The 26,199-nt window shown below is 40.6% G+C and carries 27 protein-coding genes and 1 pseudogene; 22 read left to right on the top strand and 6 right to left on the bottom strand.

Translation table 11 applies throughout. The features are described 5' to 3' along the window. Positions 1–55: 55 nt before the first annotated feature. Entirely contained in the window at positions 56–208 is a 153-nt protein-coding gene (locus MKY77_RS16465) for a hypothetical protein (protein ID WP_339146892.1), read from the bottom strand. 208 nt (positions 209–416) lie between these two features. On the opposite strand from MKY77_RS16465, the gene MKY77_RS16460 reads away from it, so the two are divergent. The 6 genes and pseudogenes from MKY77_RS16460 (at position 417) to MKY77_RS16435 (ending at position 5,510) form a co-directional block, all read left to right on the top strand. After that, positions 417–758, top strand: a complete 342-nt coding sequence (locus tag MKY77_RS16460; RefSeq protein ID WP_339146891.1) for a metalloregulator ArsR/SmtB family transcription factor — start codon at positions 417–419, stop codon at positions 756–758. A 12-nt stretch (positions 759–770) separates the two neighbouring features. After that, complete coding sequence (locus MKY77_RS16455) at positions 771–2,069, top strand: arsenic transporter (protein WP_339146890.1); 1,299 nt, start codon at positions 771–773, stop codon at positions 2,067–2,069. Between the two features lie 152 nt (positions 2,070–2,221). After that, positions 2,222–2,641 (top strand): arsenate reductase (thioredoxin), encoded by a 420-nt coding sequence (gene arsC / locus MKY77_RS16450; protein ID WP_339146889.1) that lies wholly within the window; start codon positions 2,222–2,224, stop codon positions 2,639–2,641. A 92-nt stretch (positions 2,642–2,733) separates the two neighbouring features. Further along, a pseudogene (locus MKY77_RS16445) lies at positions 2,734–2,871 on the top strand (permease); the annotation flags it as partial. 142 nt (positions 2,872–3,013) lie between these two features. Continuing rightward, positions 3,014–3,394 carry a metalloregulator ArsR/SmtB family transcription factor gene (locus MKY77_RS16440; RefSeq protein WP_339146888.1) on the top strand — a complete coding sequence of 127 codons (381 nt, stop codon included), beginning with the start codon at positions 3,014–3,016 and terminating at the stop codon, positions 3,392–3,394. After that, positions 3,384–5,510, top strand: coding sequence for a heavy metal translocating P-type ATPase (locus tag MKY77_RS16435; RefSeq protein WP_339146887.1), 2,127 nt, complete (start codon positions 3,384–3,386; stop codon positions 5,508–5,510). The genes MKY77_RS16440 and MKY77_RS16435 overlap by 11 nt, the downstream gene beginning before the upstream one ends. Positions 5,511–5,742: 232 nt before the next feature. Here the strand turns inward: MKY77_RS16435 and MKY77_RS16430 are convergent, their stop codons facing one another. Then, complete coding sequence (locus tag MKY77_RS16430) at positions 5,743–6,240, bottom strand: hypothetical protein (RefSeq protein WP_339146886.1); 498 nt, start codon at positions 6,238–6,240, stop codon at positions 5,743–5,745. Beyond that, a complete protein-coding gene (locus tag MKY77_RS16425) occupies positions 6,230–6,610 on the bottom strand; it encodes a hypothetical protein (RefSeq protein WP_339146885.1) in 381 nt (126 codons plus the stop codon). The genes MKY77_RS16430 and MKY77_RS16425 overlap by 11 nt, the downstream gene beginning before the upstream one ends. A gap of 236 nt (positions 6,611–6,846) precedes the next feature. Between MKY77_RS16425 and MKY77_RS16420 the strand changes: the two genes are divergently transcribed. Continuing rightward, entirely contained in the window at positions 6,847–8,595 is a 1,749-nt protein-coding gene (locus MKY77_RS16420) for a glycosyltransferase family 4 protein (RefSeq protein ID WP_339146884.1), read from the top strand. Positions 8,596–8,609: 14 nt separating this feature from the next. Next, complete coding sequence (locus MKY77_RS16415; RefSeq protein ID WP_339146883.1) at positions 8,610–9,671, top strand: NDP-sugar synthase; 1,062 nt, start codon at positions 8,610–8,612, stop codon at positions 9,669–9,671. Between the two features lie 212 nt (positions 9,672–9,883). Here the strand turns inward: MKY77_RS16415 and rpmG are convergent, their stop codons facing one another. After that, a complete protein-coding gene (gene rpmG / locus MKY77_RS16410; protein WP_010194590.1) occupies positions 9,884–10,033 on the bottom strand; it encodes a 50S ribosomal protein L33 in 150 nt (49 codons plus the stop codon). Between the two features lie 682 nt (positions 10,034–10,715). Here rpmG and MKY77_RS16405 point away from each other — a divergent pair. From MKY77_RS16405 to MKY77_RS16345, 13 genes are all read left to right on the top strand, one after another. After that, the gene (locus MKY77_RS16405) at positions 10,716–11,291 is read left to right on the top strand and encodes a 5-formyltetrahydrofolate cyclo-ligase (protein WP_339146882.1); all 576 of its coding nucleotides are present in this window, start codon (positions 10,716–10,718) and stop codon (positions 11,289–11,291) included. Next, the gene (locus tag MKY77_RS16400) at positions 11,269–12,072 is read left to right on the top strand and encodes a DUF92 domain-containing protein (RefSeq protein WP_339146881.1); all 804 of its coding nucleotides are present in this window, start codon (positions 11,269–11,271) and stop codon (positions 12,070–12,072) included. Before MKY77_RS16405 ends, MKY77_RS16400 begins: the two co-directional genes overlap by 23 nt. Before the next feature lie 88 nt (positions 12,073–12,160). Next, positions 12,161–13,105, top strand: a complete 945-nt coding sequence (locus tag MKY77_RS16395; protein WP_339146880.1) for an L-lactate dehydrogenase — start codon at positions 12,161–12,163, stop codon at positions 13,103–13,105. 112 nt (positions 13,106–13,217) lie between these two features. Next, positions 13,218–13,397: a hypothetical protein gene (locus MKY77_RS16390; protein WP_339146879.1), complete on the top strand. Its 180-nt coding sequence runs from the start codon at positions 13,218–13,220 to the stop codon at positions 13,395–13,397. A gap of 93 nt (positions 13,398–13,490) precedes the next feature. Further along, positions 13,491–15,011 carry a rhomboid family intramembrane serine protease gene (locus MKY77_RS16385; protein WP_339146878.1) on the top strand — a complete coding sequence of 507 codons (1,521 nt, stop codon included), beginning with the start codon at positions 13,491–13,493 and terminating at the stop codon, positions 15,009–15,011. Positions 15,012–15,627: 616 nt separating this feature from the next. After that, positions 15,628–15,807 (top strand): hypothetical protein, encoded by a 180-nt coding sequence (locus MKY77_RS16380; protein WP_342515385.1) that lies wholly within the window; start codon positions 15,628–15,630, stop codon positions 15,805–15,807. 51 nt (positions 15,808–15,858) lie between these two features. After that, on the top strand, positions 15,859–17,295 hold the full coding sequence (locus MKY77_RS16375) for a spore germination protein (protein ID WP_339149842.1): 1,437 nt from the start codon (positions 15,859–15,861) through the stop codon (positions 17,293–17,295). Positions 17,296–17,635: 340 nt separating this feature from the next. After that, positions 17,636–17,827, top strand: coding sequence for a YqgQ family protein (locus MKY77_RS16370; RefSeq protein ID WP_237664103.1), 192 nt, complete (start codon positions 17,636–17,638; stop codon positions 17,825–17,827). 17 nt (positions 17,828–17,844) lie between these two features. Further along, positions 17,845–18,804, top strand: coding sequence for an ROK family glucokinase (locus MKY77_RS16365; RefSeq protein ID WP_342515384.1), 960 nt, complete (start codon positions 17,845–17,847; stop codon positions 18,802–18,804). Positions 18,805–19,186: 382 nt separating this feature from the next. Then, a complete protein-coding gene (locus MKY77_RS16360; protein ID WP_339146876.1) occupies positions 19,187–21,082 on the top strand; it encodes an LTA synthase family protein in 1,896 nt (631 codons plus the stop codon). 143 nt (positions 21,083–21,225) lie between these two features. Continuing rightward, entirely contained in the window at positions 21,226–22,422 is a 1,197-nt protein-coding gene (locus MKY77_RS16355) for a M14 family metallopeptidase (protein WP_339146875.1), read from the top strand. Between the two features lie 265 nt (positions 22,423–22,687). Continuing rightward, the gene (locus tag MKY77_RS16350) at positions 22,688–23,818 is read left to right on the top strand and encodes a hypothetical protein (RefSeq protein ID WP_339146874.1); all 1,131 of its coding nucleotides are present in this window, start codon (positions 22,688–22,690) and stop codon (positions 23,816–23,818) included. 15 nt (positions 23,819–23,833) lie between these two features. Continuing rightward, positions 23,834–24,154, top strand: a complete 321-nt coding sequence (locus MKY77_RS16345; protein WP_339146873.1) for an MTH1187 family thiamine-binding protein — start codon at positions 23,834–23,836, stop codon at positions 24,152–24,154. A 564-nt stretch (positions 24,155–24,718) separates the two neighbouring features. On the opposite strand, the gene MKY77_RS16340 is transcribed toward MKY77_RS16345, so the two are convergent. Further along, positions 24,719–24,892 carry a DUF2759 domain-containing protein gene (locus MKY77_RS16340; RefSeq protein ID WP_064497393.1) on the bottom strand — a complete coding sequence of 58 codons (174 nt, stop codon included), beginning with the start codon at positions 24,890–24,892 and terminating at the stop codon, positions 24,719–24,721. A gap of 103 nt (positions 24,893–24,995) precedes the next feature. After that, a complete protein-coding gene (locus tag MKY77_RS16335) occupies positions 24,996–25,472 on the bottom strand; it encodes a hypothetical protein (protein ID WP_342515383.1) in 477 nt (158 codons plus the stop codon). Between the two features lie 93 nt (positions 25,473–25,565). Between MKY77_RS16335 and MKY77_RS16330 the strand changes: the two genes are divergently transcribed. Beyond that, positions 25,566–26,198 carry an MBL fold metallo-hydrolase gene (locus tag MKY77_RS16330; protein ID WP_339146871.1) on the top strand — a complete coding sequence of 211 codons (633 nt, stop codon included), beginning with the start codon at positions 25,566–25,568 and terminating at the stop codon, positions 26,196–26,198. Position 26,199: the final 1 nt, after the last annotated feature.

Genomic DNA, 26,199 nt, shown 5'->3' with positions numbered 1-26,199 from the left:
AATGTCCCGTTTTTTGTGTTGCAACAGGCATAATAAAAAGGAGCATACAAGCTCCTTAAGATGTGTGATGAAAAAAAGAAAAGAACGCGGCTATGGAAGCCAGCATCGATTTGGATTTTTTAACTTTTTGTTTAAAATCTTTTTTTGCTTCTTCTTGTTCCACATGTAGGTTTTGAAAAGCTTGTCGTCTGTACTGATAGTCCATCATAAACAGCATCACCTTTCCCAATCATATGTTTTTGGAAGCGCTTTCTTAATTCCATTATAACTATTGACTGATAATACAGCAATCAACCTTTACAATAACTTTACAAATAAAAGGTTGCCCCTAGCATATAAGTGTTTTATTATATAATAATATTCTTATATAAGTGATTGTTTATACGAGATTACCTTTTCCGAAAGCAGGTGAATGTATGCAACATGTCTTAGAAATGGAAGAAGCAGCAGTGACGTTGAAAATATTAGGTGACAAAACCAGACTCTCCATGCTAGCACTCCTTCAAGATCACGCTTGCTGTGTATGTGAGTTTGTCGAGATTTTTCAAATGAGTCAACCCTCTATCAGCCAGCATGTGAAGAAGCTAAAAGATGTGGGCCTTGTAAAGGAATCAAGGAAAGGCCAGTGGATTACGTATTCCATTAATACGGAACATCCACATTATGGACTAATCACATCGATACTTGTGCATGTTCCTTCACTTGAAGAAAAGTTGAAAGAACTAGAGGAAAAAGGACTTAGAATTACTTGTTGTTAAGGGGGGATTTATTTGCTGGATATTATTTTGGCATCTGTGATTTTTTTACTAACATTAGTATTTGTTATCTGGCAACCTAAAGGATTGTCCATCGGGTGGTCAGCCTGTGGTGGAGCCCTTTTGGCTTTACTCTTTGGGGTTGTTACCTTTACAGACGTGATTGATGTGACTGGCATCGTGTGGAATGCCACATTGACATTTGTGGCACTGATTATCATATCCCTCATTTTAGATGAAGTGGGTTTCTTTGAATGGTCAGCATTGCACATGGCGCGCTTCGCTAAAGGAAGCGGAGTAAGAATGTTCATCTATATCACGTTGCTTGGTGCAGTGGTTGCAGCATTCTTTGCCAATGACGGTGCAGCCTTAATTCTGACACCGATTGTGCTTGCAATGGTGAGGAATCTTCAGTTTAAAGAAAAGATGATCCTACCGTTCATCATGGCTAGTGGATTTATTGCCGATACGACATCCTTGCCATTGGTTGTTAGTAACTTGGTGAACATCGTTTCTGCAGACTTTTTCGATATAGGGTTTGTGGAGTATGCTTCACGGATGATTGTTCCGAACTTCTTTGCGCTTGGTGCAAGTATAGTGGTGCTTTACTTGTTTTTCCGCAAGAGCATCCCGGAAAATTATGATATGTCTGTTTTGAAAGCACCAAGAGAGGCTATCAAAGATGTGAAGCTGTTCAATTTATCATGGATTGTACTTGCTGTACTTCTAATTGGATATTTTGCAAGTGAATTCGCCGGCATTCCTGTTTCTTTTGTAGCAGCCTCTGTAGCAATCATTTTTCTTCTAATTAGTAGGAACAGCCCGGTTATTCATACAAAACAAATATTAAAAGGTGCACCATGGGCAATCGTATTTTTCTCCATTGGAATGTACGTGGTAGTATATGGCCTAAGAAATGTCGGATTGACCAATCTATTGACAGATGTCATTCAAATGGCGGCAGATGAAGGGCTGTTCGTTGCAACCATCTCAATGGGATTCATTGCAGCCATCCTTTCATCCTTTATGAATAACATGCCGACTGTCATGATTGATGCCATTGCAATCAAAGATACAGCAACAACCGGAACCATCAGGGAAGCATTGATTTATGCAAATGTCATCGGATCCGACCTTGGTCCAAAGATAACGCCAATCGGTTCCCTGGCAACCCTTTTATGGCTACATGTCTTAAGCCTGAAAGGTGTAAAGATCAGTTGGGGATACTACTTTAAAGTAGGTATCATCCTAACCATCCCAACCCTATTCATCACGCTACTCGGCCTATATTTCTGGCTTTTAATAATTGGTTAAAAATATTAATGTTGTTTCCCTGTTGATTGAAGTGCAGGGTGTGAGACACCTGCGCGAGGATGCTCAAGCAGCGCCCTTAGGGATAAGCGAACACCCGGAACGGAAGTCAACAGGAGTATATGCAAAATACTAAACAAAAGGAGTTTTTCAACATGACTAAAAAAACAATCTACTTCCTATGCACAGGTAACTCTTGCCGCAGCCAAATGGCAGAAGGATGGGGAAAAAAACACCTTAGTGACGAGTGGGATGTTTACTCTGCAGGTATCGAAGCACACGGTGTAAACCCAAATGCAGTAAAAGCAATGAACGAAGTTGACATAGACATCACCAACCAAACTTCTGACACCATCGACCAAGATATCCTTAAAAAAGCAGACCTGGTCGTAACACTTTGCGGACATGCGGCAGATGTTTGCCCTGCAACACCACCGAACAGAGAGAGAGTACATTGGGGATTCGATGATCCAGCTAAAGCAGAAGGAACAGAAGAAGAGAAGTGGAAGTTCTTCCAACGAGTGCGTGACGAAATCGGTGATCGCATTAAAACGTTTGCTGAGACTGGAAAATAAAAAAATGGTCGAGTGAAATAATACTCGGCCATTTTTTATTTGGGAGTTTATCAGCGATTCTTCATACGTAAATAGATAGAACATGTTTATTTTTGATTAGTTCTGCAGGGACTAGCCTTCCAGAAGTAGCATTATTGAACAGTATCTACAAAAAGAAATTAGTCGCAACTTTTGTAGTTTCGGTGATAAGCATGTCCACGATCTCAGGGTTCTTTTTTTATCTTGTATAATACATGTTAAGAAGAGGAAAAGCAGGTTGGCTTAAATGTGCCAATTTGCTTTTTTGAATTAGATTTTATGTGTTGACTATTTCCTATTATATCGCATATACTAATATTCAAATGAATGTTTGAATGTAAAGGAGAGCTTTCCATGTCGACAAAATCTAATTTAGTAAATTGCCAGGACGATTGTGCAGATGAAATAAAAGTAAATGAAGTAAAAGAGCAGATAGATGATTTGATTACGAAAGACGTTGCGAAAATATATCGTGCCTTATCCGACCCAACCAGATTAAAGATAGCCCAGGCCCTTAATATTGCAGTAGAGCTTTGTGTTCATGATGTTGCCACTATTACCGAATCGACTGTTGCGACAGCCTCCCACCATTTAAGGCTATTGCGGGACCTGGGACTGGCGAAGTTCAGAAAAGAAGGTAAACTTGTCTATTATTCATTAGATGATGATCACGTCAGGCAATTGATTGACATCGCCTTTACCCATCAAAAAGAGGTGAAGCATCGTGGAAAATAAACAAGAGGACCATGTTTACCGTATTCAAGGTTTAACTTGCGCCAATTGCGCCCAAAAATTCGAAAATAATGTTAAAAAGATTAGTGGAGTGACCGATGCAAAAGTGAATTTCGGTGCATCAAAAGTTTCAGTTTCTGGTGCTGCAAGTATAAGTGATATTGAGAAGGCTGGAGCTTTCGATAACATAAAGGTTTCTCCTGAACAGGAGGAGATCCCTGTCGAAATGCCAGTGCCATTTTATAAAAAACATGCGACGGTTCTCCTATCCTTTCTTTTCTTGATAGCAGGTTGGATTGCTTACTTTCAACAGGGAGAAGGGCATATCACCACAACACTCCTATTTGCCGTTTCCATTGTTGTAGGGGGATACCGGCTGTTTATCAGCGGCTTAAACAATTTGGTACGACTGCAATTTGATATGAAGACATTGATGACGATCGCGATTATTGGAGCAGCCATCATCGGAGAATGGGGGGAAGGGGCCACTGTTGTGATTCTCTTCGCCATAAGTGAAGCACTCGAATCCTATTCAATGGAAAAAGCGCGGGCCTCCATTCGTTCACTAATGAATGTATCCCCTAAACAAGCGACTATATTAATAGAAGGAAAAGAACAACAAGTACCTGTGAGGGATATCAGGATAGGCGACAGGATGCTTGTAAAGCCAGGTCAAAAGATCGCCATGGACGGAAAGATTTTGAAAGGCTCTGCATCAATCAGTGAAGCTTCGATAACCGGTGAAAGCATTCCTGTTGCCAAAGGTGTGGAAGACGAGGTGTTTGCGGGAACCTTTAATGAAGATGGGTTACTTGAAGTTGAAGTCACGAAGCGGGTAGAGGACACCACTATTTCTAAAATCATACATCTTGTCGAGGAAGCACAGGCGGAAAGGGCACCTTCTCAGGCATTTGTTGATAAGTTTGCGAAATACTATACCCCTCTGATCATTATCATCGCTTTCCTTGTTGCAACTGTACCACCATTGTTGCTGGCCTCGGATTGGAACACATGGATTTATCAAGGTCTAGCTGTACTTGTAGTCGGTTGTCCGTGTGCGCTAGTCATTTCTACGCCTATTGCCATTGTGACGGCAATAGGGAATGCTGCACGGAATGGTGTTTTAATCAAAGGTGGAGTCTTCCTAGAAGAAGTGGGTCGGATCAAAGCAATTGCCTTTGATAAGACGGGCACCCTCACCAGGGGAGCACCAGAAGTGACGGATGTTCTAGCTATCCACCATACAGAGGAAGAGTTGCTTCGAATCGTAGCGACCCTTGAAGGTGGTTCCACTCACCCGTTAGCTTCAGCCATTCTCCAGAAAGCGGAGGAAATTGGGGTAGCTGACACAGCCCATACCATGGAGGATTTTGAATCTGTGGCCGGGAAAGGAATAGAGGCAACCATCGAAGGGGTTCGATATAAAGCAGGAAGTCCCAATTGGTTTATAAATGAAAAACATCCGAAAGTGGAGAAGCTTGCTGAAAGAATCCATCTACTTCAGAATGCAGGAAAAACGGTTATTGTAGTGGGTACACCGAATGAGATTTTAGGTATTCTAGGCATCCGTGATGAAATCAGAGGAAGTAGTGCCTCTAGCGTGAAAGATTTGAAAGAGATGGGGATCCGCCAATTATACATGCTGACAGGGGACAATGATAGAACTGCCGAAGCGATCGGCCATGAGGTAGATATTGACCAGGTCAAATCTAGCCTCCTGCCAGAAGATAAGCTCCGTTATATAAAAGAATTAAGAGAAGAGCATGGTAGCATGATGATGGTGGGGGATGGTATTAATGACGCACCGGCACTTGCTGCTTCCTCAGTAGGAGTTGCAATGGGTGGAGCGGGAACGGATACCGCACTTGAAACGGCGGATGTGGCTCTGATGGGAGATGACCTTAGGAAACTTCCCTTCACAATCAGGCTGAGTCGAAAAGCTTTGACCATCATTAAACAGAATATCGCATTTTCATTGGGTCTTAAGGTATTAGCACTCCTGCTGGTCATTCCGGGCTGGCTCACCTTATGGATTGCGATCTTTGCCGATATGGGAGCGACACTTCTTGTGACGTTAAATAGCTTGAGGCTGCTGAAAATTAAAGACAAGGGCAAATGAGATTTATCGAATAGTAGAGTAGCAACTTTTTCATTCCGGGCCAGTTCTGGGAGGGGAGGCTGCTACTTTTTGTGTGGTGAAAGTAATTTTAAAGAGAAAGTGTATTTTAGTCTGTCGCCCATTTAAATTTTCGCCCGAATAAATGGACTATCGCCCATATTTTTGAATTATCGCCCGAAACAAAAAAAGCACCTCCATCATCATGGAAGGTGCTTTTGCAATATCAAACAGCTTATTTTATCAATACTTCTGCGGCTTCTTTATAACTCATGCCTTTTTTCATAATAAATGTGCCGGAACGGACCTTTGTAGCGATGTCACGGCCTTCAAGGTACTCATCGAACTCCTTGTCGTCCTCAATGATACCTTCTCTTGCTAATAAAGCGGTAATTTCGTAGGTAGCCATTCCATCAGGAATCACAATCTCAAAAGGCTCATTGGACTCTTCTTTTTCCTCGACTTCTTCTTGGTTGCCCGCTTCCTCTTTCTTCTCTTCTGTCACTTCTTCTGCTTTAGATTCTTCTTTTATTTCTTTTTCAGGCTCAATGGCAGGTAATAAATCGTTATACTCGGACTTCGTTAACAGGTGCATTTCGTTTTCCGCTGCATAAGCCTTTACGGACTCGTCATTTAACGTAGTTGCCCCGGCGCTTACGATGGAATAGGCAACACCCATGACTCCTGTAGCAAAGAGGATCCCGATTGCGAAAGCTCTTAGATTAGTTCTCATTGGCTACATTCCCTTTAAGCTTTGCAGATTGGAGTATCTGTTCAACTTTGTCCATTGATGTAGAAGTGAATTGAGAGATTTGCGAAGGAGAATATCCTTTTTGATAAAGGGAAATGGCCACGTCTTCCTCGCTAACATTTTGGTGGTTGGATACCTTTCTTGTCTTGCTCTTATGTATAGGAGTGGATCCACCTAATAGTTCTTCTTCTAAGACTTTCATCTTTCTTTCCAACTTATACTTGTCCTGCACAACATCAAAGGATAATTGTTCCATTTCCTTTTCCAAATCGGAAAACTTGTCATCCATAAAAAAGGAAATTACAATTATTGCGACAGCAATAACGATCAAACTGATACTTGCAATTAACATCTTGTCACCTCAAAATTAGTTTCTCTCTTTTTTATATCATAGGTACAGAGATGGAAAAATAGTCTTTCGACAAATTCCTCAGAAAGATTTGACAGTTTTGTGAACGTTTTTTGTCAACGGACATAAAAAATTTACACTTTATCACAAAAGACGACAAAAAACGGCTGTTGTAGAAAAGAAATTTTACGTGATAAGATGGAAGCAAAGATAGATTCGTGGGGGAAGAGGTTTGATACATGGACATCAATGAGGATAAACAAGAATATGTTCGTCTAGTATTAAACGACATGAGGAAGCTTCAGTGTGAATGGAACATCCATCCCTGGAGGAAAGAGTTTGGGAAGGTATATCATGCAAAAGCTACAGACAAATTGGTCATCAGACTATTAGGCTGGAAAGGGAGTTTACAATCTGATAGAAACCATGCATATTTCTTGGATATAATGGCAGAAAAGAATGAGGGGAGCATGGTGTTACCTGATACTTTCGTTTTTACCGTTATCCGTGCAGAAATTGGTGTGGGACTGGATAAGGATTTTTTCCCTTTCTTACACAGTGATGAAATGGCATTGGAGTGGAAGCGCGAACAGCTTATGGCACCTTCCGAAAAATGGACACCATTGAAGTTTATTGACAAGCAAAAATGGCAATCTTTATCTGCCACCTACACTTACTATGGTAACAGCCGCAACCCTCATTCTTCGCAATGTACGTTACACGATTTAGATTCCTTTACTTTTCAGGAATCTGTTACTTCTGAAGTATTCTATTCTGTAAATCAGTCACATAATCATTTCATACATGAAGAAAAAAAACATACTTTTACGATTGTTATGCTAACTTGGGAGTTCCCTCCAGCGGTTATTGGAGGACTGGGCAGGCATGTATGGGAGTTATCCAGACGTCTGGCCCATGCAGGACATCAAGTGCTAGTGGTAACACCACACACACTCGGGGCTCCCCCGAAGGAAACAGTGGAAGGGATAAAGGTGTACCGGGCCAAAGAGGTGGCGAGTGATTATGATGATTTTCACCTTTTTGTTGCACAGACTAATATGAACATGGCGGAACAGGTTCGTATTCTATCTAGTCGATATAAACTTGATCTTATCCATGCACATGATTGGCTGGTGGGGTTTGCAGCCAGGTCTCTCAAAGAGATGATGTCGCTCCCCGTGATATCAACTATCCATGCACTAGAAAATGGTAGAAGCAGTCTTGAACATCCAATACAACAACATACGAATACTTTAGAAGAGTTACTGATTAGTGACTCGGATGTGCTGATTGTTTGTAGTGCTTTTATGCAACAGGAATTGGAAAAGAGAAACCTTGACATTAATGCGATCCATATAATCCCGAATGGAGCTCAGCTTTCATCTGAAAAAAGTAAAAGTATCTTAGATTTCATTGGAAGAAGGTCGTTGTCTCACCTAGTTCTTTTCATGGGAAGGATTGTACCGGAAAAAGGGATAACCACTTTAATAGATGCTGCGCGAACAACTCTTAAAGGCGACCCGGAATGCCTGTTTGTGATAGCAGGAAAGGGACCATGGCTAACGGATTATAAACTGGAGATTTCCCGCTTGGGGTTGGAAAAAAATATTTTGCTTGTCGGATTTTTGAATGAAGTAGAAAAAGCGACCATGTTAGATCTAGCAGATTTACTGGTCGTGCCGAGTTTGTATGAGCCATTTGGAATAGTGGCCCTTGAAGGGATGGCAGCTGGAAAACCTGTTATAGCAGCTAGGACCGGTGGAATGGCTTCCATTATAGACCACAAAAGAACAGGCTTGCTTTTTTCACCGGGAAATAGTACAGAGTTAAGTAAACAGATTACCTGGTTACTGAAAAATCCTGGATGGCGTATCAAGCTCGGCAGGAATGCGATGGATGAAGTGAAGCAAAAATATAACTGGGAAGATGTAAGAGAGAAGACAGAGGCTGTGTATGAAACAACAATTACTACTTCTTCCGTCCAGTAGGAGGGATCAAGCTGATGAAAGCGGTCATTTTAGCAGGGGGAAAAGGTACCCGCCTGTTACCATTAACCCAAAAACTCCCTAAACCACTAGTGCCACTGCTGAATAAACCTGTAATGGAATACAGTATTGAACTTCTGAAAGAACACGGAATAACAGAAATTATCATTACTCTCCAGTACTTGAGTGATAAAATAAGGAATTACTTCGGAGATGGATCTCACTGGGGCGTTCAAATTACGTATCTAGAGGAGAATGCCCCACTAGGCACAGCGGGGAGTGTAAAGAATGCGGAGTATCTTCTTGACGAGCCTTTCTTAGTCATAAGTGGGGATGCATTGACCGATTTCAACTTGATGGCTGGAGTCGACTATCATATCCAAAAGCATGCCCTTTTCACCATCTTCATGAAAGAGGTAAAGAAACCGAATAAATTCGGCATTATTGATACGGATGAAGAAGGACACATCCGGCGTTTCGTGGAAAAACCACTAAAAGAGCAGGAATTCAGTAAAGTGGTGAATACGGGGATTTACGTGGTGGATCCATTTGTATTATGTATGATGGAAAAAGGAAAAGAGTATGATTTCAGCAAAGACATCTTTCCCAAACTCATCAAGAACGGAATGAGCCTCTATGGCTATCACGCAAGAGGCTATTGGAAGGATATCGGCAGCCACGAAGATTACCGGCAAGCCCAATATGATATGCTGGATAAAAAGGTTCAGGTCAACATTCCTGGTGAAGAAGTGCTTCCGAATTTATGGGTTGGTTCTAATGTAAAGATGGAAAGCAATGTGACCATCAATCGTCCTGCATATATCGGAAACGACTCTTACTTAGGTGATCATGTGGTAATCGGGAAATACACGATTATTGGAAAGAGCTCGAGGATCAATAAGGACTGTGAACTGAGCAGGAGCATCGTATGGGATGATGTGACGATAGACCATACCACACCTTCAACCATAAAAAATGTGACCGTTGCTCCGAGATACCAGATAAGCGAAGGCTACAAGGTAGGAACATCTGTAAAAGTGAAAAACAAAAAGAATATCAGTCCTGTGGAAGCGGGATAATGGGCAAAAAAAAGGCTCTTTTCTCAAAGATTGTTGTATTTACTTGTAAAAAGTCGGCAATTGGACTTTTTACTGCTTACATACTTTAAAGGTTGCAAGTAGTATTTTAAGTACAGCAGGGGAAAGAGCACGACAGTAAGGAAAATAACGGTTGATGTATCAATACGTAAAAATAGCCAAAAAAAAATAAGCAGACAGGAAAATCCTGCTGCTTATTTTGTTTCACGGTGTACAGTTACTTTTTTCAATCTTGGGCTGTATTTTTTAAGCTCAAGACGATCTGGGTTGTTACGTTTATTTTTAGTAGTGATGTAGTTACGATCACCAGTTTCAGTACAAGCTAAAGTTACGTTTACGCGCATCGTTATCCCTCCAAACATATATTACATTCAATTCAGACCTTACTATAATATCACTTATTTTTTTAGAATGCCAGTTTTTTTTCGAGTTAGGGGAAATTATGTTGGGGGCTGGGTAACTCTCTGTTGTCTTCCGTTCCGGGTGTTCGCTTTCCACGGGGCGAGTGCTTGAGCCTCCTCACTTCGTTGTGGGGTCTCAAGCTACCGCTACCTCCCGCTGGAGTCTCACACCCTGCACTTCAGACAACAGAGGAAATTTCCATTTAATAATTGTTTTTGGTATAACTCTCTGTTGTCTTCCGTTCCGGGTGTTCGCTTTCCGCGGGGCGAGTGCTTGAGCCTCCTCACTTCGTTGTGGGGTCTCAAGCTACCGCTACCTCCCGCTGGAGTCTCACACCCTGCACTCCAGACAACAGAGGAAATTTCCATTTAATATTTGTTTTTTGTATAACTATCGGTTGTCTTCCGTTCCGGGTGTTCGCTTTCCGCGGGGCGAGTGCTTGAGCCTCCTCACTTCGTTGCGGGGTCTCAAGCTACCGCTACCTCCCGCTGGAGTCTCACACCCTGCACTCCAGACAACAGAGGAAATTTCCATTTAATAATTGTTTTTTGTGTAACTCTCTGTTGTCTTCCTTTTGATATTTGATATGGTAGTAGGAGAGATGGTTGGTTAGGAGTGAACAGAGTGAGAGATAAGAGTCAATTAAGGGATGAAATGAAAACTGTTTTAGGTGGGGTAGACCGATTAAGCTATGAAACGTGGTGTAAAGAGATTCAAGAGAAGCTGTTTGCTTCAATTGAATGGAAAGAGGCCGAAACGATCGGAGTTACCATTTCCCGTTTTCCCGAAGTGGATACAGAACCCATCATCCTACGGGCTTGGCATGAGGGAAAGAAAGTGGTTGTGCCTAAATGTTTTCCAAAGGACAAAAGGATGGAATTCTATTTTTTAGATGACTTTAAGCAGCTTGAAACCGTTTATTTCGGGTTGAGAGAACCAATTTTGTCAGAAGTCAGTGCTTGCCCAAAGGAATCTATCGACTTCATGCTGGTTCCGGGATTGCTTTTTGATAAAGAGGGTTATAGGATCGGCTTTGGTGGCGGATATTATGATCGTTACTTGGTTGATTTTACTGGCGTTAAGGTATCTTTGGCATTTTCACAACAACTTGTAAAAAAAGTCCCGAAAGATAACTTCGATATCCCAGTACATAAAATCGTGACAAATGAGGATGAGTATGACTGCACTATTAGAGAATGACATTCTATTAATAATCGGAATTGTCGTGTTGGCTTGGAGCGGATTTAAGTGGAAAGCATTAACTTTTTCTGGTGCGATTGGAACTTTCATAGTTGGGATCTTCATTGCCTTGGGCTTCCAAGGATACGGACTTTTGTTGATAGGGCTGTTCTTTGTGACTTCCAGCTACTGGAGTAAATACAATCGAAAGAAAAAAGAGAATATGGAGGATATGCATGAAAAAGGTTCGCGGCGTGACATGGTGCAGGTACTGGCAAATGGCGGGGTGCCAGCACTTATAGGGATGATGGCGTACTTGTTTCCTGCAGAATATTGGATATATGGGTTTGTAGTGTCCATTGCAGTTGCAAATTCGGATACATGGGCATCGGAAATAGGGACGCTGAGCAGGAAGCAGCCGTTCTCTATCTTGCGATTGGAAAAAGTGGAACCGGGAACTTCAGGTGCCATATCCTCTTTAGGGACTCTTGCCGCTATTGCTGGTTCCGCTTTAATTGGTATTGCTTCCTTTTCTTTATGGGAAGAGATTAATGCAATTACCGTTTTCTGGATCATTATTTTGGGTGTGGTAGGCTGTTTCATCGATACAATATTAGGAGCAACTGTCCAGTCAGCTTATCGCTGTAAAGAGTGCGGGAAACTGGTGGAAAAAAAGGTTCACTGTCATCAGCCGACCATATTAGTAAAAGGTGTGTCTTTTGTAAATAATGATGTGGTGAATATATCATCCATCTTACTTGCGAGCATATTGATGATTATCCTTAGCCTTTTCGTTCGTTAACAAAATAGATGAATATTGCTCACTATTTCACAAACTTTTCTGTTATACTGAAAATGTAATAGTAACCAAGGTGAAAAGAGGAGATACCATGAGAAACGGAATTAGTCGTGTTGCTTTAATAGGAACAGGGTTTGTCGGTTCAAGTTATGCATTTGCCTTATTGAATCAAGGGGTGACAGAAGAGCTCGTATTAATTGATTTAAATAAAGAGAAATCTGAAGGCGATGCAATGGATCTTAATCATGGAATTGCATTTGCGCCTACACCAACAAGAATTTGGTATGGCGATTATAAGGATTGTCAGGATGCGGACATTGTGGTGATATGTGCAGGTGCCAATCAAAAGCCTGGTGAAACAAGATTAGATTTAGTAGAAAAAAATACAAAGATATTTAAAAGCATTGTAGAGGAAGTAATGGATAATGGTTTTGATGGCATTTTCCTTGTGGCCACAAATCCTGTTGATATCTTGACCTATGCCACCTGGAAATTTTCCGGACTGCCGAAAGAACGGGTAATTGGCTCAGGAACCATCCTCGATACAGCAAGATTCCGATATATGCTTGGAGATTATTTTCAAGTGGATGCACGCAATGTTCACGCCTATATAATTGGAGAACACGGGGATACGGAATTACCAGTATGGAGCAAGGCAGATATCGGTGGCAAACCGATCCTGGAACTGATGGCAAAACAGGAAGAATATAAAGAAGAAGATTTGCATGAATTGTTTGAAAGTGTAAGGGATGCAGCCTACCATATTATAGAGAGAAAAGGTGCTACTTATTATGGGATTGCTATGGGGCTCGTAAGGCTGACAAAGGCGATCCTTCAAAACGAGAATTCCATTTTGACGGTTTCTGCTTATTTGGATGGAGAATATGGAAGTGAAGATGTTTATATCGGCGTGCCAGCGATAGTAAACCGAAATGGAATTAGAGAGATTCTGGAGCTTGATTTGAATGAAAAAGAGAGCGAGCAGTTCCACCTCTCAGTAAAGGTGCTTACAGAAATAAAAGATAAAGTGTTTTAAATGACCTAATCAACAGCGGTGTTTAACTAAGCATAAAAATATATATAAAACATGTCTCCTAGGAGGCATGTTTTTTTCATTTCTATGCAAAATAAGGATAGGAGGGATGAAAATGGGATTCTTACTAAGAATTTTTCTTATCATTGTAGGTACATATGCGATTTATAATAATCGTTATAAAATCCTGAATTACATTTTGGGTATCAGTAGTATTAGAAGATTTGTGGTGGCATTTGGCATGGACTTACCATTTGTCCGAGATCGCTTTTTACAAACCGTTTTCCGTGGATGAACTGCCGGTTATATCCGGCGGTTTTTCTTTTTTAGTTATTTTTTTACTTTTCCTCACCTACCATATAAAATAAAGGAACGAGGAGGTGGAGATTTGAAACAGGATATGGTTTTTTGGCAGCTCGTACAACATTTTGTTATAAAAAAAGAGTATCGAATTTTACATATATCACCAGATCAAATGGAGGTTTGGCTAGAAGGGTTGAACCACAAGAAAGCACCAATTATCCGGCTTTATCGGCATGACCTGGATTGGAGCACATGGCTTCAGCGAGATATAGAAAACGCCTCCCATCATGTGGTGAATTTTAAAAATCAGTTACGAAAGCGCAGCTTGCACGCGCTTAACATATATGTTTCCTCCTATCCGCCAGTAGACGATTGGGAGTTCAGAATCCAAGAGCCTTTTATTAAAAATAAGGCGGAACTTCATTCTGTAGTGGTGCATGAAGGGAACTTGCATCGTGCGCTAAATGAGATATCCAATATTACGGGAGACGAGGTGCAAGTGGAAGAAGACATTATAATGGATGATTTAGGTTTGTATCACCTTAAGCAACGCGTCCTGAACGCTTCATCGCAAAGGGTGAAAATGGAACAATCCATCTTCCAGCATGGCAAACCGTTGTTCACTTATCTTTTCATCTTTTTGCATCTTGTCATGTTTTATCTATTGGAAACGAACGGTGGGAGTCAGAACCCGGAGACACTGGTACAATATGGGGCCAAGTATAATCCAGCAATTTTAGAAGGAGAATGGTGGCGCTTTTTCACACCCATTGTTCTTCATATCGGGATTTTACATCTCCTACTGAACACGATGGCCTTATTTTATTTAGGTAGTGCGGTAGAGAGAATCTATGGAAATACCCGATTCTTACTTATCTATTTATTTGCGGGGTTTGCGGGCTCCCTTGCAAGCTTTGTGTTCACATCATCCCTTTCAGCAGGTGCATCCGGCGCGATCTTTGGGTGTTTTGGTGCTCTGTTGTTTATTGGTATGACGTATCCGAAATTATTTTTCCGGACGATGGGGATGAACATCCTAGTGCTGATCGGAATTAACCTGGCTATCGGATTTACTATCCCGGGAATTGATAATGCCGGACATATTGGCGGGCTGATAGGCGGATTCCTTGCATCAGCTGTTGTCCACTTACCTAAGCACAAAAAGCTAATTCCCCGGGTATTAGGTCTTGGGGGTGCAGTAATGCTGACATATTTTTTGCTTCTACAAGGCTATAACAGCGAAAACCCGAACCTGCTACTGTCTCAAGCTGAAACGATGATTCAGCAGGAAGACTATGAAGAGGCGCGCGGACTGCTTACTAAATTGGAAGACAGGGAAAAGGAATACCCTGAAGTACTTTTCTATCAATCTTTTATTAATATAAAGGAAGGTAGAAAAGAGGAAGCGAGGGAGCAATTGGAAAGATTGACTGCTATTGCTCCGGAATTTCATGAAGCACATTATAACTTGGCACTTGTTTATTTGGAACTTGATGAAACAAAAAAAGCATCTTCTTCTATTAACAAAGCGGTGGAACTTGATTCTAAAGGCGAGAACTATATTAATTTACAGACTGAAATCAATCGTATGTTAGAAGATGATTAGAGTCACCGGAATTCAAAAGCAACGGCAGTGAACTTCCCTTTTTACAGGGAAGTCGTTCCTGGTGCTTTTTTATTAAATGGCTTTGTTAAAGCATACTGTTGATTTTTGCAGTAACCTAGCTGTTGATTGGAGCAATAGGCGAAGACTCCTGCGGGGGGATAGCGACAATCTTGAGACCCCGCAGGGCGTAGCCTGAGGAGGCTCAAGGTCGCCCCGCGGAAAGCGAAGCCGTTTGCGGAAATCAACAGCGGTGGTAACCAGATTATTAAAGTTCATTACTTTTTCAGTGGCTACGGCGCAAGCCGAGGAGGCTCCCCTAACGCCCTTAGGAAAGCGAAGCCTAGTGCGGAAATCAACAGCGATGTTTAACTGAGCCTATAAAATAAGTACATATTTAATGATTTAATGTTTACCACAGTCTTTTTTTGGCTGTGGTATTTTAGTGTATGGAAATAATATTATAAAACTAATATTCTTCGTTCCGAATAAATGTTGGGTTCCCTTTTTAAACAATATGAGTGTCCCTTTTTACAGAAGGAAATGGAGAAACATCAACCATAGAGGATGGATGAAGCCTAGAATTAGGAAAGCGAAAGAAAAGCGGTACTCATAGAGGATGAATGAAGCCCTTAATACAGCTGAAACCAATTATACGATACGCAAAAAAGGACCGGGCTTTTATTGCCCGGTTTTACATATTTTCAGAAATTCGAGAAATCCTTCCGAAGTTTGTATTTTATTGATGGTATTGGCAAAAAATGAAAAGATGAAAGGTGATGATTTTAAGATAAGATAGGTCACAATTTAGGAGGAAGGAACTTTGACTTGGCATAAACCGACAAAGAAAATGTCAGGAGATTTTGAAAAGGATGTTGGATATTTAAAAGAAAGAATGGCCGTGGATAAGAGCTTCGATCTAATCTTCCTGGACCTACAATATGCAGGAAGAAGAATAGCCATGTTCCTGGTGGACGGGTTCGGGAAAGATGATATCATGTTGTTCTTGATGAAGTTCCTGTCCGACCTGTTGCCGGAGGACCTGGAGGAGCAACCACTTGACAAGCTATTAAAAACTTACATACCTTATGTTGAAATTGATAAAACAGACGATTTAGAAAAAGTCGTCGATCAGGTACTAGCTGGTCCGACTGTTATGATAGTGGAGGGTCTAGAGGAAGCTGTCATCATCGATTCGAGGACGTACCCTGTTCGTGGGCCTGAAGAGCCGGATATGGAACGGGTGGTACGTGGATCGAGGGATGGGTTCGTTGAGACGTTGATTTTCAACTGTGCATTGATTCGACGAAGAGTGAGGGACAGCTCACTTAGAATGGAATATATGCAGGTGGGAAGAAGGTCAAAAACGGATATCAGTCTATGTTACCTCGATGAATTGGCAGATCCGCATCTTGTGGAGGAAATTAAATCGTCTTTGGAAAAAATAGATACAGATGGATTACCAATGGCAGAGAAGACGTTAGAAGAGTTTGTCGGAGGCAGGCATTGGAATCCGTATCCAACAGTAAGATACACAGAAAGGCCAGACACTGCTGCGGCACATTTATATGAAGGTCATGTATTGGTGATAGTGGATAATTCACCAAGTGTCATTATAACTCCTGCGACTTTTTGGCATCACCTGCAACATGCAGAAGAATACAGGAATAAACCTGTGGTTGGAGCGTACTTGAGGCTGGTAAGGTTCCTAGCTGTATGGGCCTCCGTATTTATTTTGCCATTATGGTACTTGCTTGCTACAAATACACAGTTATTGCCGGAGCAATTGTCGTATATCGGTCCCAGCGAAGTCGGAGCAGTTCCATTGATTGCCCAGATCCTCATTATTGAGGTCGGAATGGATATGTTGAGGATGGCAGCCATTCATACACCAACATCATTAGGTACAGCACTAGGACTCGTGGCTGCTATCCTTATTGGGGATGTGGCTGTAAAGGTAGGTCTCTTTGTCCCGGAAATCATTCTCTACCTGGCAATTGCCGCCATCGGAACATTCGCTACTCCGAGCTATGAACTTAGCTTGGCAAACCGGCTGTTTCGGATAGTCATGCTGTTGTTGACCTTTATGTTTGGTGTGATAGGGTTCATGGTGGGAATGGTAATCCTTGTTCTTTTCCTGATGATGATGAAATCGTACAATGTTCCATACCTATGGCCGTTTATACCATTTAATTACCGAGGATTCCGTGACGTGTTGATACGTTCCCCTATTCCTTTGAAAAACAGAAGGCCGACGATTTTGCATCCAGAAGACCCAGATAGATAAGATCTATTTTATAGAGTGTGCCAGAAAACGGGTGGGACTTTTTCTCATCCGTTTTTTGCGTATTTTCATGCTTGACGTTGCAAGTGATTCCTTTATACTAAAAATGAAGTACATATCCTTTAACGGAGTAATATAGAAAGGCTCTCATTGTAAACTTTGCTGCTTTTACGTATTTTTATACCAACCGTTATATTACTTACTGTCGTGCTCTATTCGCTGCAATACTAAATATACTACATGCATATTTAGAGTATATAAGCGGTGAAAAGTCCAATTGCCGACTTTTCACTAGTGAATAGCAACAATCTTTTAGAAAAGAGCCTATAGAAAAGGTGAATTCATGAAAACGATGTATGATGTAAGACAGCTACTGAAGAACTATGGTGCATTCATCTACACAGGTGACAAAGTAGCAGACATAGAAATGATGGAAGATGAGGTAAGGGAATTATACCGATCAGGCATGTTGGATGCCGCACTCTTCCAGTCTGCCATGATGATATTAAGACAAGAGCTGTCAAAATTAACATAAAGAAAAGGTGAATGGAAATGGAAAGCAAATGGCTAGTTGGTGTTGATCTTGGTGGAACAACCATTAAAATGGCGTTCATCACTCAATACGGTGAAATCGCCCATAAATGGGAAATCGTAACGAATATCAGTGAAAAAGGAAAATATATCACTACCGATATAGCAAAAGCGATCGATAGTAAACTCGAGGAACTTGGCGAATCCAAACCAAAATTGAAAGCGCTTGGCATGGGTGCACCGGGTCCTGTAAATATGGCAACAGGTTTGATTTATGAAGCGGTTAACCTGGGGTGGGAAAACTATCCTTTAAAAGATCTTCTCGAGGTCGAAACAGGTCTCCCGGTAGTTGTGGATAATGATGCAAACCTGGCTGCCATTGGCGAAATGTGGAAAGGGGCAGGGGAAGGGTCCGAGGATCTCATTTGCGTAACGCTCGGAACAGGAGTAGGCGGAGGTATCATCACGAATGGAGAAATTGTCCACGGAATTAATGGTGCCGGTGGGGAAATCGGACACATTACTGTACTTGCAGAAGGGGGAGCTCCTTGCAACTGTGGTAAAACGGGCTGTCTAGAAACGATTGCATCCGCTACGGGTATCGTGCGGCTTGCAAAGGAAGCGATGGAGGAGAACCCGGGAAGTAAGCTAGAAGAGGTGGCTAAACAAGAAGGTTTGACCGCAAAGGTTATCTTCGAGCAAGCTGATTCCGGAGAAGAAGTATCCTTACTTGTCGTAAATAAAGTGGCTTCTTACTTGGGGCTGGCACTTGCCAACTTGGCTAATGCGATGAATCCGGAGAAAATCGTTATAGGTGGTGGAGTTTCAAAAGCCGGAGACAAGCTATTGAACCCTGTTCGTGAACATTTTGTGAAGTATCTCTTTCCTAGAACCAAGGTTGGTGTGAAAATTGCAGAAGCTACTTTAGGAAATGACGCTGGTGTGATCGGCGCTGCCTATTTAGCAAAAATGAAATTGTAAAAAAGTGTATGGTTTATTCTTGCTTCCACATGGGTAAAAATGTAGAAAGAAGCAAGCATAGTACGTAAAGGAGGCTTCTTACTCGGAAGCCTCCTTTTGTTTGACTATTCAGAATTCAAGAACTTCTCTTTTTCATGAAACTTTTTTGCTTGTACACCGTCTATTATATATAGATACAAAACCAGCCCAACACTATTATTCTACTTCTTCCCTGTAAATGCAGTATTAATTATCCATTGATTTTTTGTAAAAAAAGTTTTAAGATATGTCGTAGCCGAAATTTTTACATGCTGAATTTTGGTAAGTGATACATCTAATCAGGATTATTATCAATAATAAAATAAAGAGCTTCCCTGTCTTTCGCTTTAAGGAGGTTAAAAAGATGAAGCAAGCCTTTAAATCTAAAGTACCTTTTATTCTTATTGCAGTAGTACTGCTTTGGGTAAAAACCTACATTGTTTATAAAACAAGCTTTAATATTACAATTGAATCCGTAAAACAAGAATTTATCCTATTTATTAACCCGTTAAGTTTTATTTTGCTGATAGCCGGCTTAGCCCTATTCTTTAAGGAAAAGGGTATGAAACGATATTTGATCATCACAAGTTTCATCGTTTCGTTTGTGTTGTATGCAAACGCCGTATATTACCGCTTCTTTAATGATTTCATTACGATCCCATTGCTTTTCCAATCTGGAAACATGAGCGATCTTGGCGGAAGTATCACAGAACTGATGACTCCAATGGACTTGTTGATGTTTACGGACGTGGTCATCCTGATTGCACTAGCTAAATGGACACCGAAGTTTGTGAGTATGACCACTTGGAGACCGAAAGTACGTAAAATGTACTTCCTTTCTATTGTTGGTATTTTCCTGTTCAACTTGGGATTAGCAGAAACAGAAAGACCACAGCTGTTAACACGTACGTTTGACCGTGAGATCCTTGTTAAAAACTTAGGGACTTATAACTATCACGTGTATGATGCCGTGCTACAATCCAAGACACGCGCTCAGCGTGCGATGGCAGATGGAAGTGAACTTGCAGAAGTTCAGAACTATATTAATGCTAATTACAAAGCTCCGAACGATGATTTGTATGGAGTTGCAGAAGGAAAGAATATCATCATTGTGAAAATGGAGTCATTACAAAGCTTTGTCATTGATAATGAGATCAATGGTGAACCAATTACTCCTTTCTTGAACGAATTGAAAGATCAAAGTTATTATTTCAACAATTTTTATCACCAGACAGGGCAAGGGAAGACGTCCGATTCTGAATTCTTATTAGATAACTCCTTATATCCTGTTGGCCGTGGTGCTGTCTTCTTCACACATGGAACAAATGATTTCCACACAGCGACACCTAATGCGATTAAGGAAAAAGGGTATACTCCAGTCGTGTTCCATGCAAACAACAAGAGTTTCTGGAACCGTGATGTGATGTATGATTCATTAGGGTATGATAAGTTCTTTGACATTGCGAGCTATGATGTCAATGAAGAAAACTCTGTCGGTTGGGGATTGAAAGATGAGGAATTTCTCCAACAATCAGTTCCTCACATGAAGGAACTTCAACAACCGTTTTATGCTAAGTTCATTACATTGACTAATCACTTCCCATTCGTACTGGATGAAGAAGACAGATTGGTTGATGAGTTTGATTCTAACAGTCGAACTTTAAACCGCTATTTCCCGACGGTACGTTACATGGATGAATCTCTTAAAACTTTCTTTGATGAATTGAAAGCTGCTGGTTTATATGAGAACTCTGTTATCATTATGTATGGTGACCACTATGGTATCTCAGAAAATCATAATGAAGCGATGAGCCAGTATCTAGGTAAAGAGGTTACTCCATTCGAAAACGCACAGCTACAGCGTGTACCAATGATTGTTCATATCCCTGGTGTAACAGATAAGAATCCTAAGGAATTTGATACAGTTGGAGGTCAAATTGACCTCAAGCCTACCATCAAGCATTTGATTGGTATGGAAACGAAAAACGATATCCAATTCGGTGAAGACTTATTCTCTGAGGATCGTAATGACTTTGTGGTATTCCGTGATGGAAGCTTTGTTACCGATGAAGTGGTATACACCAAGAATGCCTGTTATGATAAAGAAACAGAAGAAGAAGTAGAGCAAGAAGCATGTGAACCATATATGGAAAAAGCTAAGAAAGAGCTTCAGTACTCTGATAAGATTGTGTACGGAGACCTACTACGCTTTTATGATGGAACATCCATTCAAGTAGACGAGAGTAAGCTTGATGAATAAATAATAAAAGCTGCCATGAAGATTAGTTAAATCTTTATGGCAGCTTTTTTGTTTGACCTAATACCAGCCTTAAGAACGTTCTAAAACCTTATGAACAACATAAGTTTTAGGTATAGACGTGTTTATTGGGTGGTGGTTGTACGTTGAAGGTAGTGAGCAGAAGAGGGGATACGTTGTGGTACTTCAGTCAATTATTCCAGATACCCCTTTCATTAATTGTGGATTCAAATAAGGAATTATCGTCTCGATCCCTCCTTAATAAAGGAGATACAATTTTCATACCAGGTTATAGCAAGTCAACTTATGAGATTAAAGCTGGTGACACACTTTTATCCATTATCCATCAAAAAAGAATCCCGATGGACTTCATTTTATTGATGAATCAAGAGAAAGATCCATCTCGAATGAAACCAGGAGAGGTGATTTGTCTTCCTGAAAAAGTGTGCAGGCCAATAGTAAATCCAAAGAGGAAGTATGATTATCATACTTTGTTCCATGATCTTAACAAATTGAAGGAGGTTTACCCCTTCCTAGAATGTACCTCTGCTGGACAATCCGTGATGGGGAAACCTCTCCATCACATAAAAATAGGAAAAGGTACCAAAAAGGTTCATTGGAACGGGAGCTTCCATGCCAACGAATGGATAACAAGTGCTGTAATAATGAACCTCCTTAATGATTATTTGCTGGCCCTCACTAATGGTGTGCCACTGAGAGGCTTGCCATGCCTTCCTCTTTATGAAGGGACGGAACTGTCCATTGTGCCAATGGTAAATCCGGATGGTGTCGATCTGGTGCTTAATGGGGTGCCTAATGAAAAGCCCTTCAAGGAAATGGTGAAAAAGATTAATCAAGATCGAGCAGATTTCATGGGATGGAAAGCAAATATAAGAGGAGTGGACCTGAACAAGCACTTTCCAGCTAATTGGATGGTGGAAAAAGAACGTAAGGAAGAAAAGGTACCTTCCCCACGAGATTATCCTGGAGACACCCCTTTAACTGAGCCAGAGGCACAAGCAATGAGAGAGCTTGCAGCAAAGGAGAACTTTGATAGGGTAATTGCTGTTCATACGCAGGGAGAAGAATTCTACTGGGGATACGAAGGGTTGGAACCCCCTGATAGCGAGAGGATAGCAATCGAATTTGAACACGTCAGTACGTATAAGAGCGTGCAGTATGTTGATAGCCATGCAGGATTTAAGGATTGGTTCATCCAGGAATTCAGGAAACCGGGTTTTACGCTAGAATTGGGAAAGGGGATCAATCCTCTGCCATTATCGCAGTATGATACAATCTACCCAAAAACCTTGGGTATTTTCTTGGCTTCGCTTTATCTATAAATGAAGTCTCCCATAAAGGAAAAATGAAAGATTTTTACGGGAAGAGCCTGCTGGTGAGCCATCAAAGGCATAAGATAAATGATTAGGCTCCCTGCTATCCCGTGACATAATCAGTAAAAAAACCACTAATATTAACATTAAATAAAGTTTTTACATAACCAAGAAATTCACATATATTACTTTAGGAATAAAAATATATTTCTCTTGTATTGAAACCTTTCCTGCCTCATAATCGTTAGTAAGATAGGGAAAAAGGAGGGGTGCAATGAAGAGAGTCTTTTTTATTATTACAATAGTTCTTTGTATGTTGTCTGGATGTCAATCTCCTCCAACCCCCAAGGAAGTCAGCGATGCACCTTTACTATCTAACCATGCAAAACCAAAACCTTTCAATCCTTTAATACTTCATAATGAAACGTTAGAAATGCTCTCGATACCTGCTGAACAATTCAGTACTGTAGCTGAATGGTTGAATGATGAAACAATATTGTATATAGCAAACGATGGAACTGGTTCTAAAGTATTATCTTTCCATATATTGACTGGAGAAACGGAGCTGTTCTTCGAATCAGCTGAAACCATTATTTCTGTCACTGCTAATAGTGATTTTGATATGTTTTTAATTCGTTCTGCCCCCTCCTTTACAGAAGGGAAATTAAGTATCGTTTCCGATAATGGAGAATTAATAGCGGAGTGGAATTTTATCGACTCCATTGACCTTGTTACTTCTTGGGATCCTACCACAGGGGAAAAACTGTTGGTGTCTTCCTTTAAGGAGGATTGGTCCTATGAAACCTTTATTGTTGATGTACAAACACAAGGTATGATAAAAAAGAATGTGGACGACCCATTTGTTCAATGGCTGTCTGAAGAGAGATTGGGTTTTATCAATTGGAATCAAGAAATGCCTCTATTGGAAGCACCTTTATACACATATGATCTAACAACGAACGAAGCTAGAGAGATTTTGGAGAAATTAGTAACGTTTCAATCCTATCATAATCTGTTATTTACGGTTGGAGATGTGAAAGACGAGCATATGGGATTGTACTCCTTTTATCGTCTTCCAGACTTAGAAAAGGTCTATTCTTATGAAGCGCCGCTTTTAACCATGTATTCCAATTACTTCATTCCTTACTTTGCCTATGTAGATGAGACGGAAAGATTTTTTACATTCGAACCAATAAGTGCGGGCAGTATTGATGCATATGCAGGAGGATTCCAATTTGTAGAGATTGATATTCCAAACGGTACAAAAAAAGTGCTATATGAAGATGTTGAAAATAAACCGATAAAATTTTCCCCGAATGGTCTATTATGCTTATATGGATATCAATTAGAACAGATACTAATACCATCTACGGGTGAAACGCTAAATTTAGTGGAAGTATTCTAGAGGAGGATCAAGGAAATGGCCATAGTCGATGTAACCGTTATTCCGATTGGAACAAACGGACCAAGTGTGAGTGAGTATGTAGCGGAGATTCAGGATATTCTAGAGGGGTTTAAAGAAGAAGGAAAGATTAACTATAAATTAACACCGATGAGCACTATTATCGAAGGAGAACTTCCGACCCTTATGCATGTCATTCAGGTAATTCATGAAGCTCCCTTCCAAAAAGGCCTGCATCGGGTGGCAACCAACATTAGAATAGATGATCGTCGGGACAAAAGCGTACAAATGGATGACAAGCTACGGGCTGTGGAATCCAAACGATCAAACTCATTCTAAAAAACAAAACACTGCCAAGCATCCTATTGCTTGGCAGTTGCTTTACATAAAGCTTTTTTCTCAAAGATTGTTGCTGCTCACTAGTAAAAAGTCGGTTATTGGACTTTTTACAGCATAGGACTCTAAAAAGGCATGAAAGTCTTTTTTTGTATAGTCAGGAAAAGAGCACGATAGCAAGGAATATAACGGGTTATTTATAAATGCGAAAAAGCAACAACGTATGCGAAAACAGCCTTACATAAAAAAACCCTTTGTTATTCTTCCTTGGCCTTTACACTTTGTACACTTTTTGTAAAAGGGGAGGATGAATAGCTTTTTTCTGCCTGATCCGTTGCAAATTCCACATAAAGTTTTTACTGCCAATCTTATCTGCCTCCTTCTTAAAGAACCTTTTATTTTTATTATCTCCAAGCCGATCACAAGCTAACGTGGAATCCATATATTTTCAGTATATTCACTTATAAATAAAATGCTTATGAAGCTCTCATATACAAAAAAGAGTATTCCTCCTCGAAAGGAAGAATACTCTTTTTTGTGCAAGCGCAAGGCGCTCTGTTTTTTTAATTAGTGTGCTACCGGGTATCCGGATTGGATTATTGTCATAACTGTAAACCAACCAAACACTGCGACAGTTCCAAAAGCGAAAAGAACTCCTAGGAAGTTTTTTTCTTTCAGGGAACGGACAAGTCCTAGTACACATAAGATTGTTACAAGTCCAAAGATAATAACTAATGGCAAGGTTAACGCCCCTTTCAGAAATCATTTCTATTTGAAAGAAATCACGAAAAATAAAGTATGTAATGGCACATTACACTCCATTTACATTTTAAATGTTTTCTTACTATTTGTCGAGGTCAAAAAATGACACTTCTATGTCATAAGCCTTGGCTACTTTTACAATATATTCTTTATGTTCTTTGTCAATAATATACGATTTTTTAAATTGTTCCTCCATTGCAATAATGGATTCTTCTAATTGTATAAGAAACATGTTGATATCTTCCTGTTTACCGCTTTCAATCCGGAAAATAGAAACCATTTCTTGATACAGAAAGTGATTGTTCTTTTCCGTTACAAAGCCATAATCGGTGAACAGGGAACTGGCAATCGGATTTTCCAATAAAGAAAGTACATAAGTTTCCTCTAAAATACAACGATCCGCAAGCATGTTCTTTACAACCTTTGCTTCCATCGCAGAATTTGCGATAAGTAGATTGTCATCCACATCAAAAATACTGGTAATCTGTTTCATTTGCAAAAGAAGGTTCTGAAAGTATTGCGGTTTGTCATCGGCACATTGTATTTCTAATCCATACATCGACTTCATCGGCAGTTTCCTTTCGTTTCTCAAGTTCTACTTCTTAGTGTAAAATAGATGAATAGATACTTCAAGGAAAGGTGTGGAAGAAAAATGAAATGGACACAATTGCCCCTAGGTCCCCTACAAACTAATGCATATTTGTTAATCAATGATAAGAAAGAGTGCCTTATCTTTGATCCAGGCAGCGAAGGGGATGCATTTAATGCATATTTAGAAGAAAAGTCCCTAAAACCATTGGCTATTCTTCTAACCCATGCTCATTTCGATCATATCGGTGCAGTAGATGCAGTTCGCAGCAAGTGGGATATCCCGGTTTACATACATAAAAAAGAAAAGAATTGGTTGATGGATCCGAGTTTGAATGGTTCTCAGTTCTTTCAGCTTGGACCAATAAAGGCTGGCCCTGCAGATCATATTATCCAGGGAGAAGGGAAATTGACATTCTCCAATTTTGAGCTTGACGTCCTCTTCACTCCGGGACATTCCCCAGGAAGTGTCAGCTTCTACCACAAAGAAAGCAAGGTAGTATTTGCTGGAGATGCCCTTTTTGCAGGGAGTATCGGAAGAACCGATCTACCTGGTGGTAACCACGATCAGCTTATACAAAGCATACACAACAAGCTGATGACCCTGCCGGAGGAGACAACTGTACTATCCGGCCACGGGATGACCACAACTATAGAAAGGGAAATGGATAGCAATCCGTTCTTGAACGGCTTCTAAA

The organism is Sutcliffiella sp. FSL R7-0096, from assembly GCF_038595065.1.
GTDB lineage: Bacteria > Bacillota > Bacilli > Bacillales > Bacillaceae_I > Sutcliffiella_A.
The sequence above is the reverse complement of the archived record's forward strand: the minus strand, read 5'-3'. Positions and strand labels throughout refer to the sequence as shown.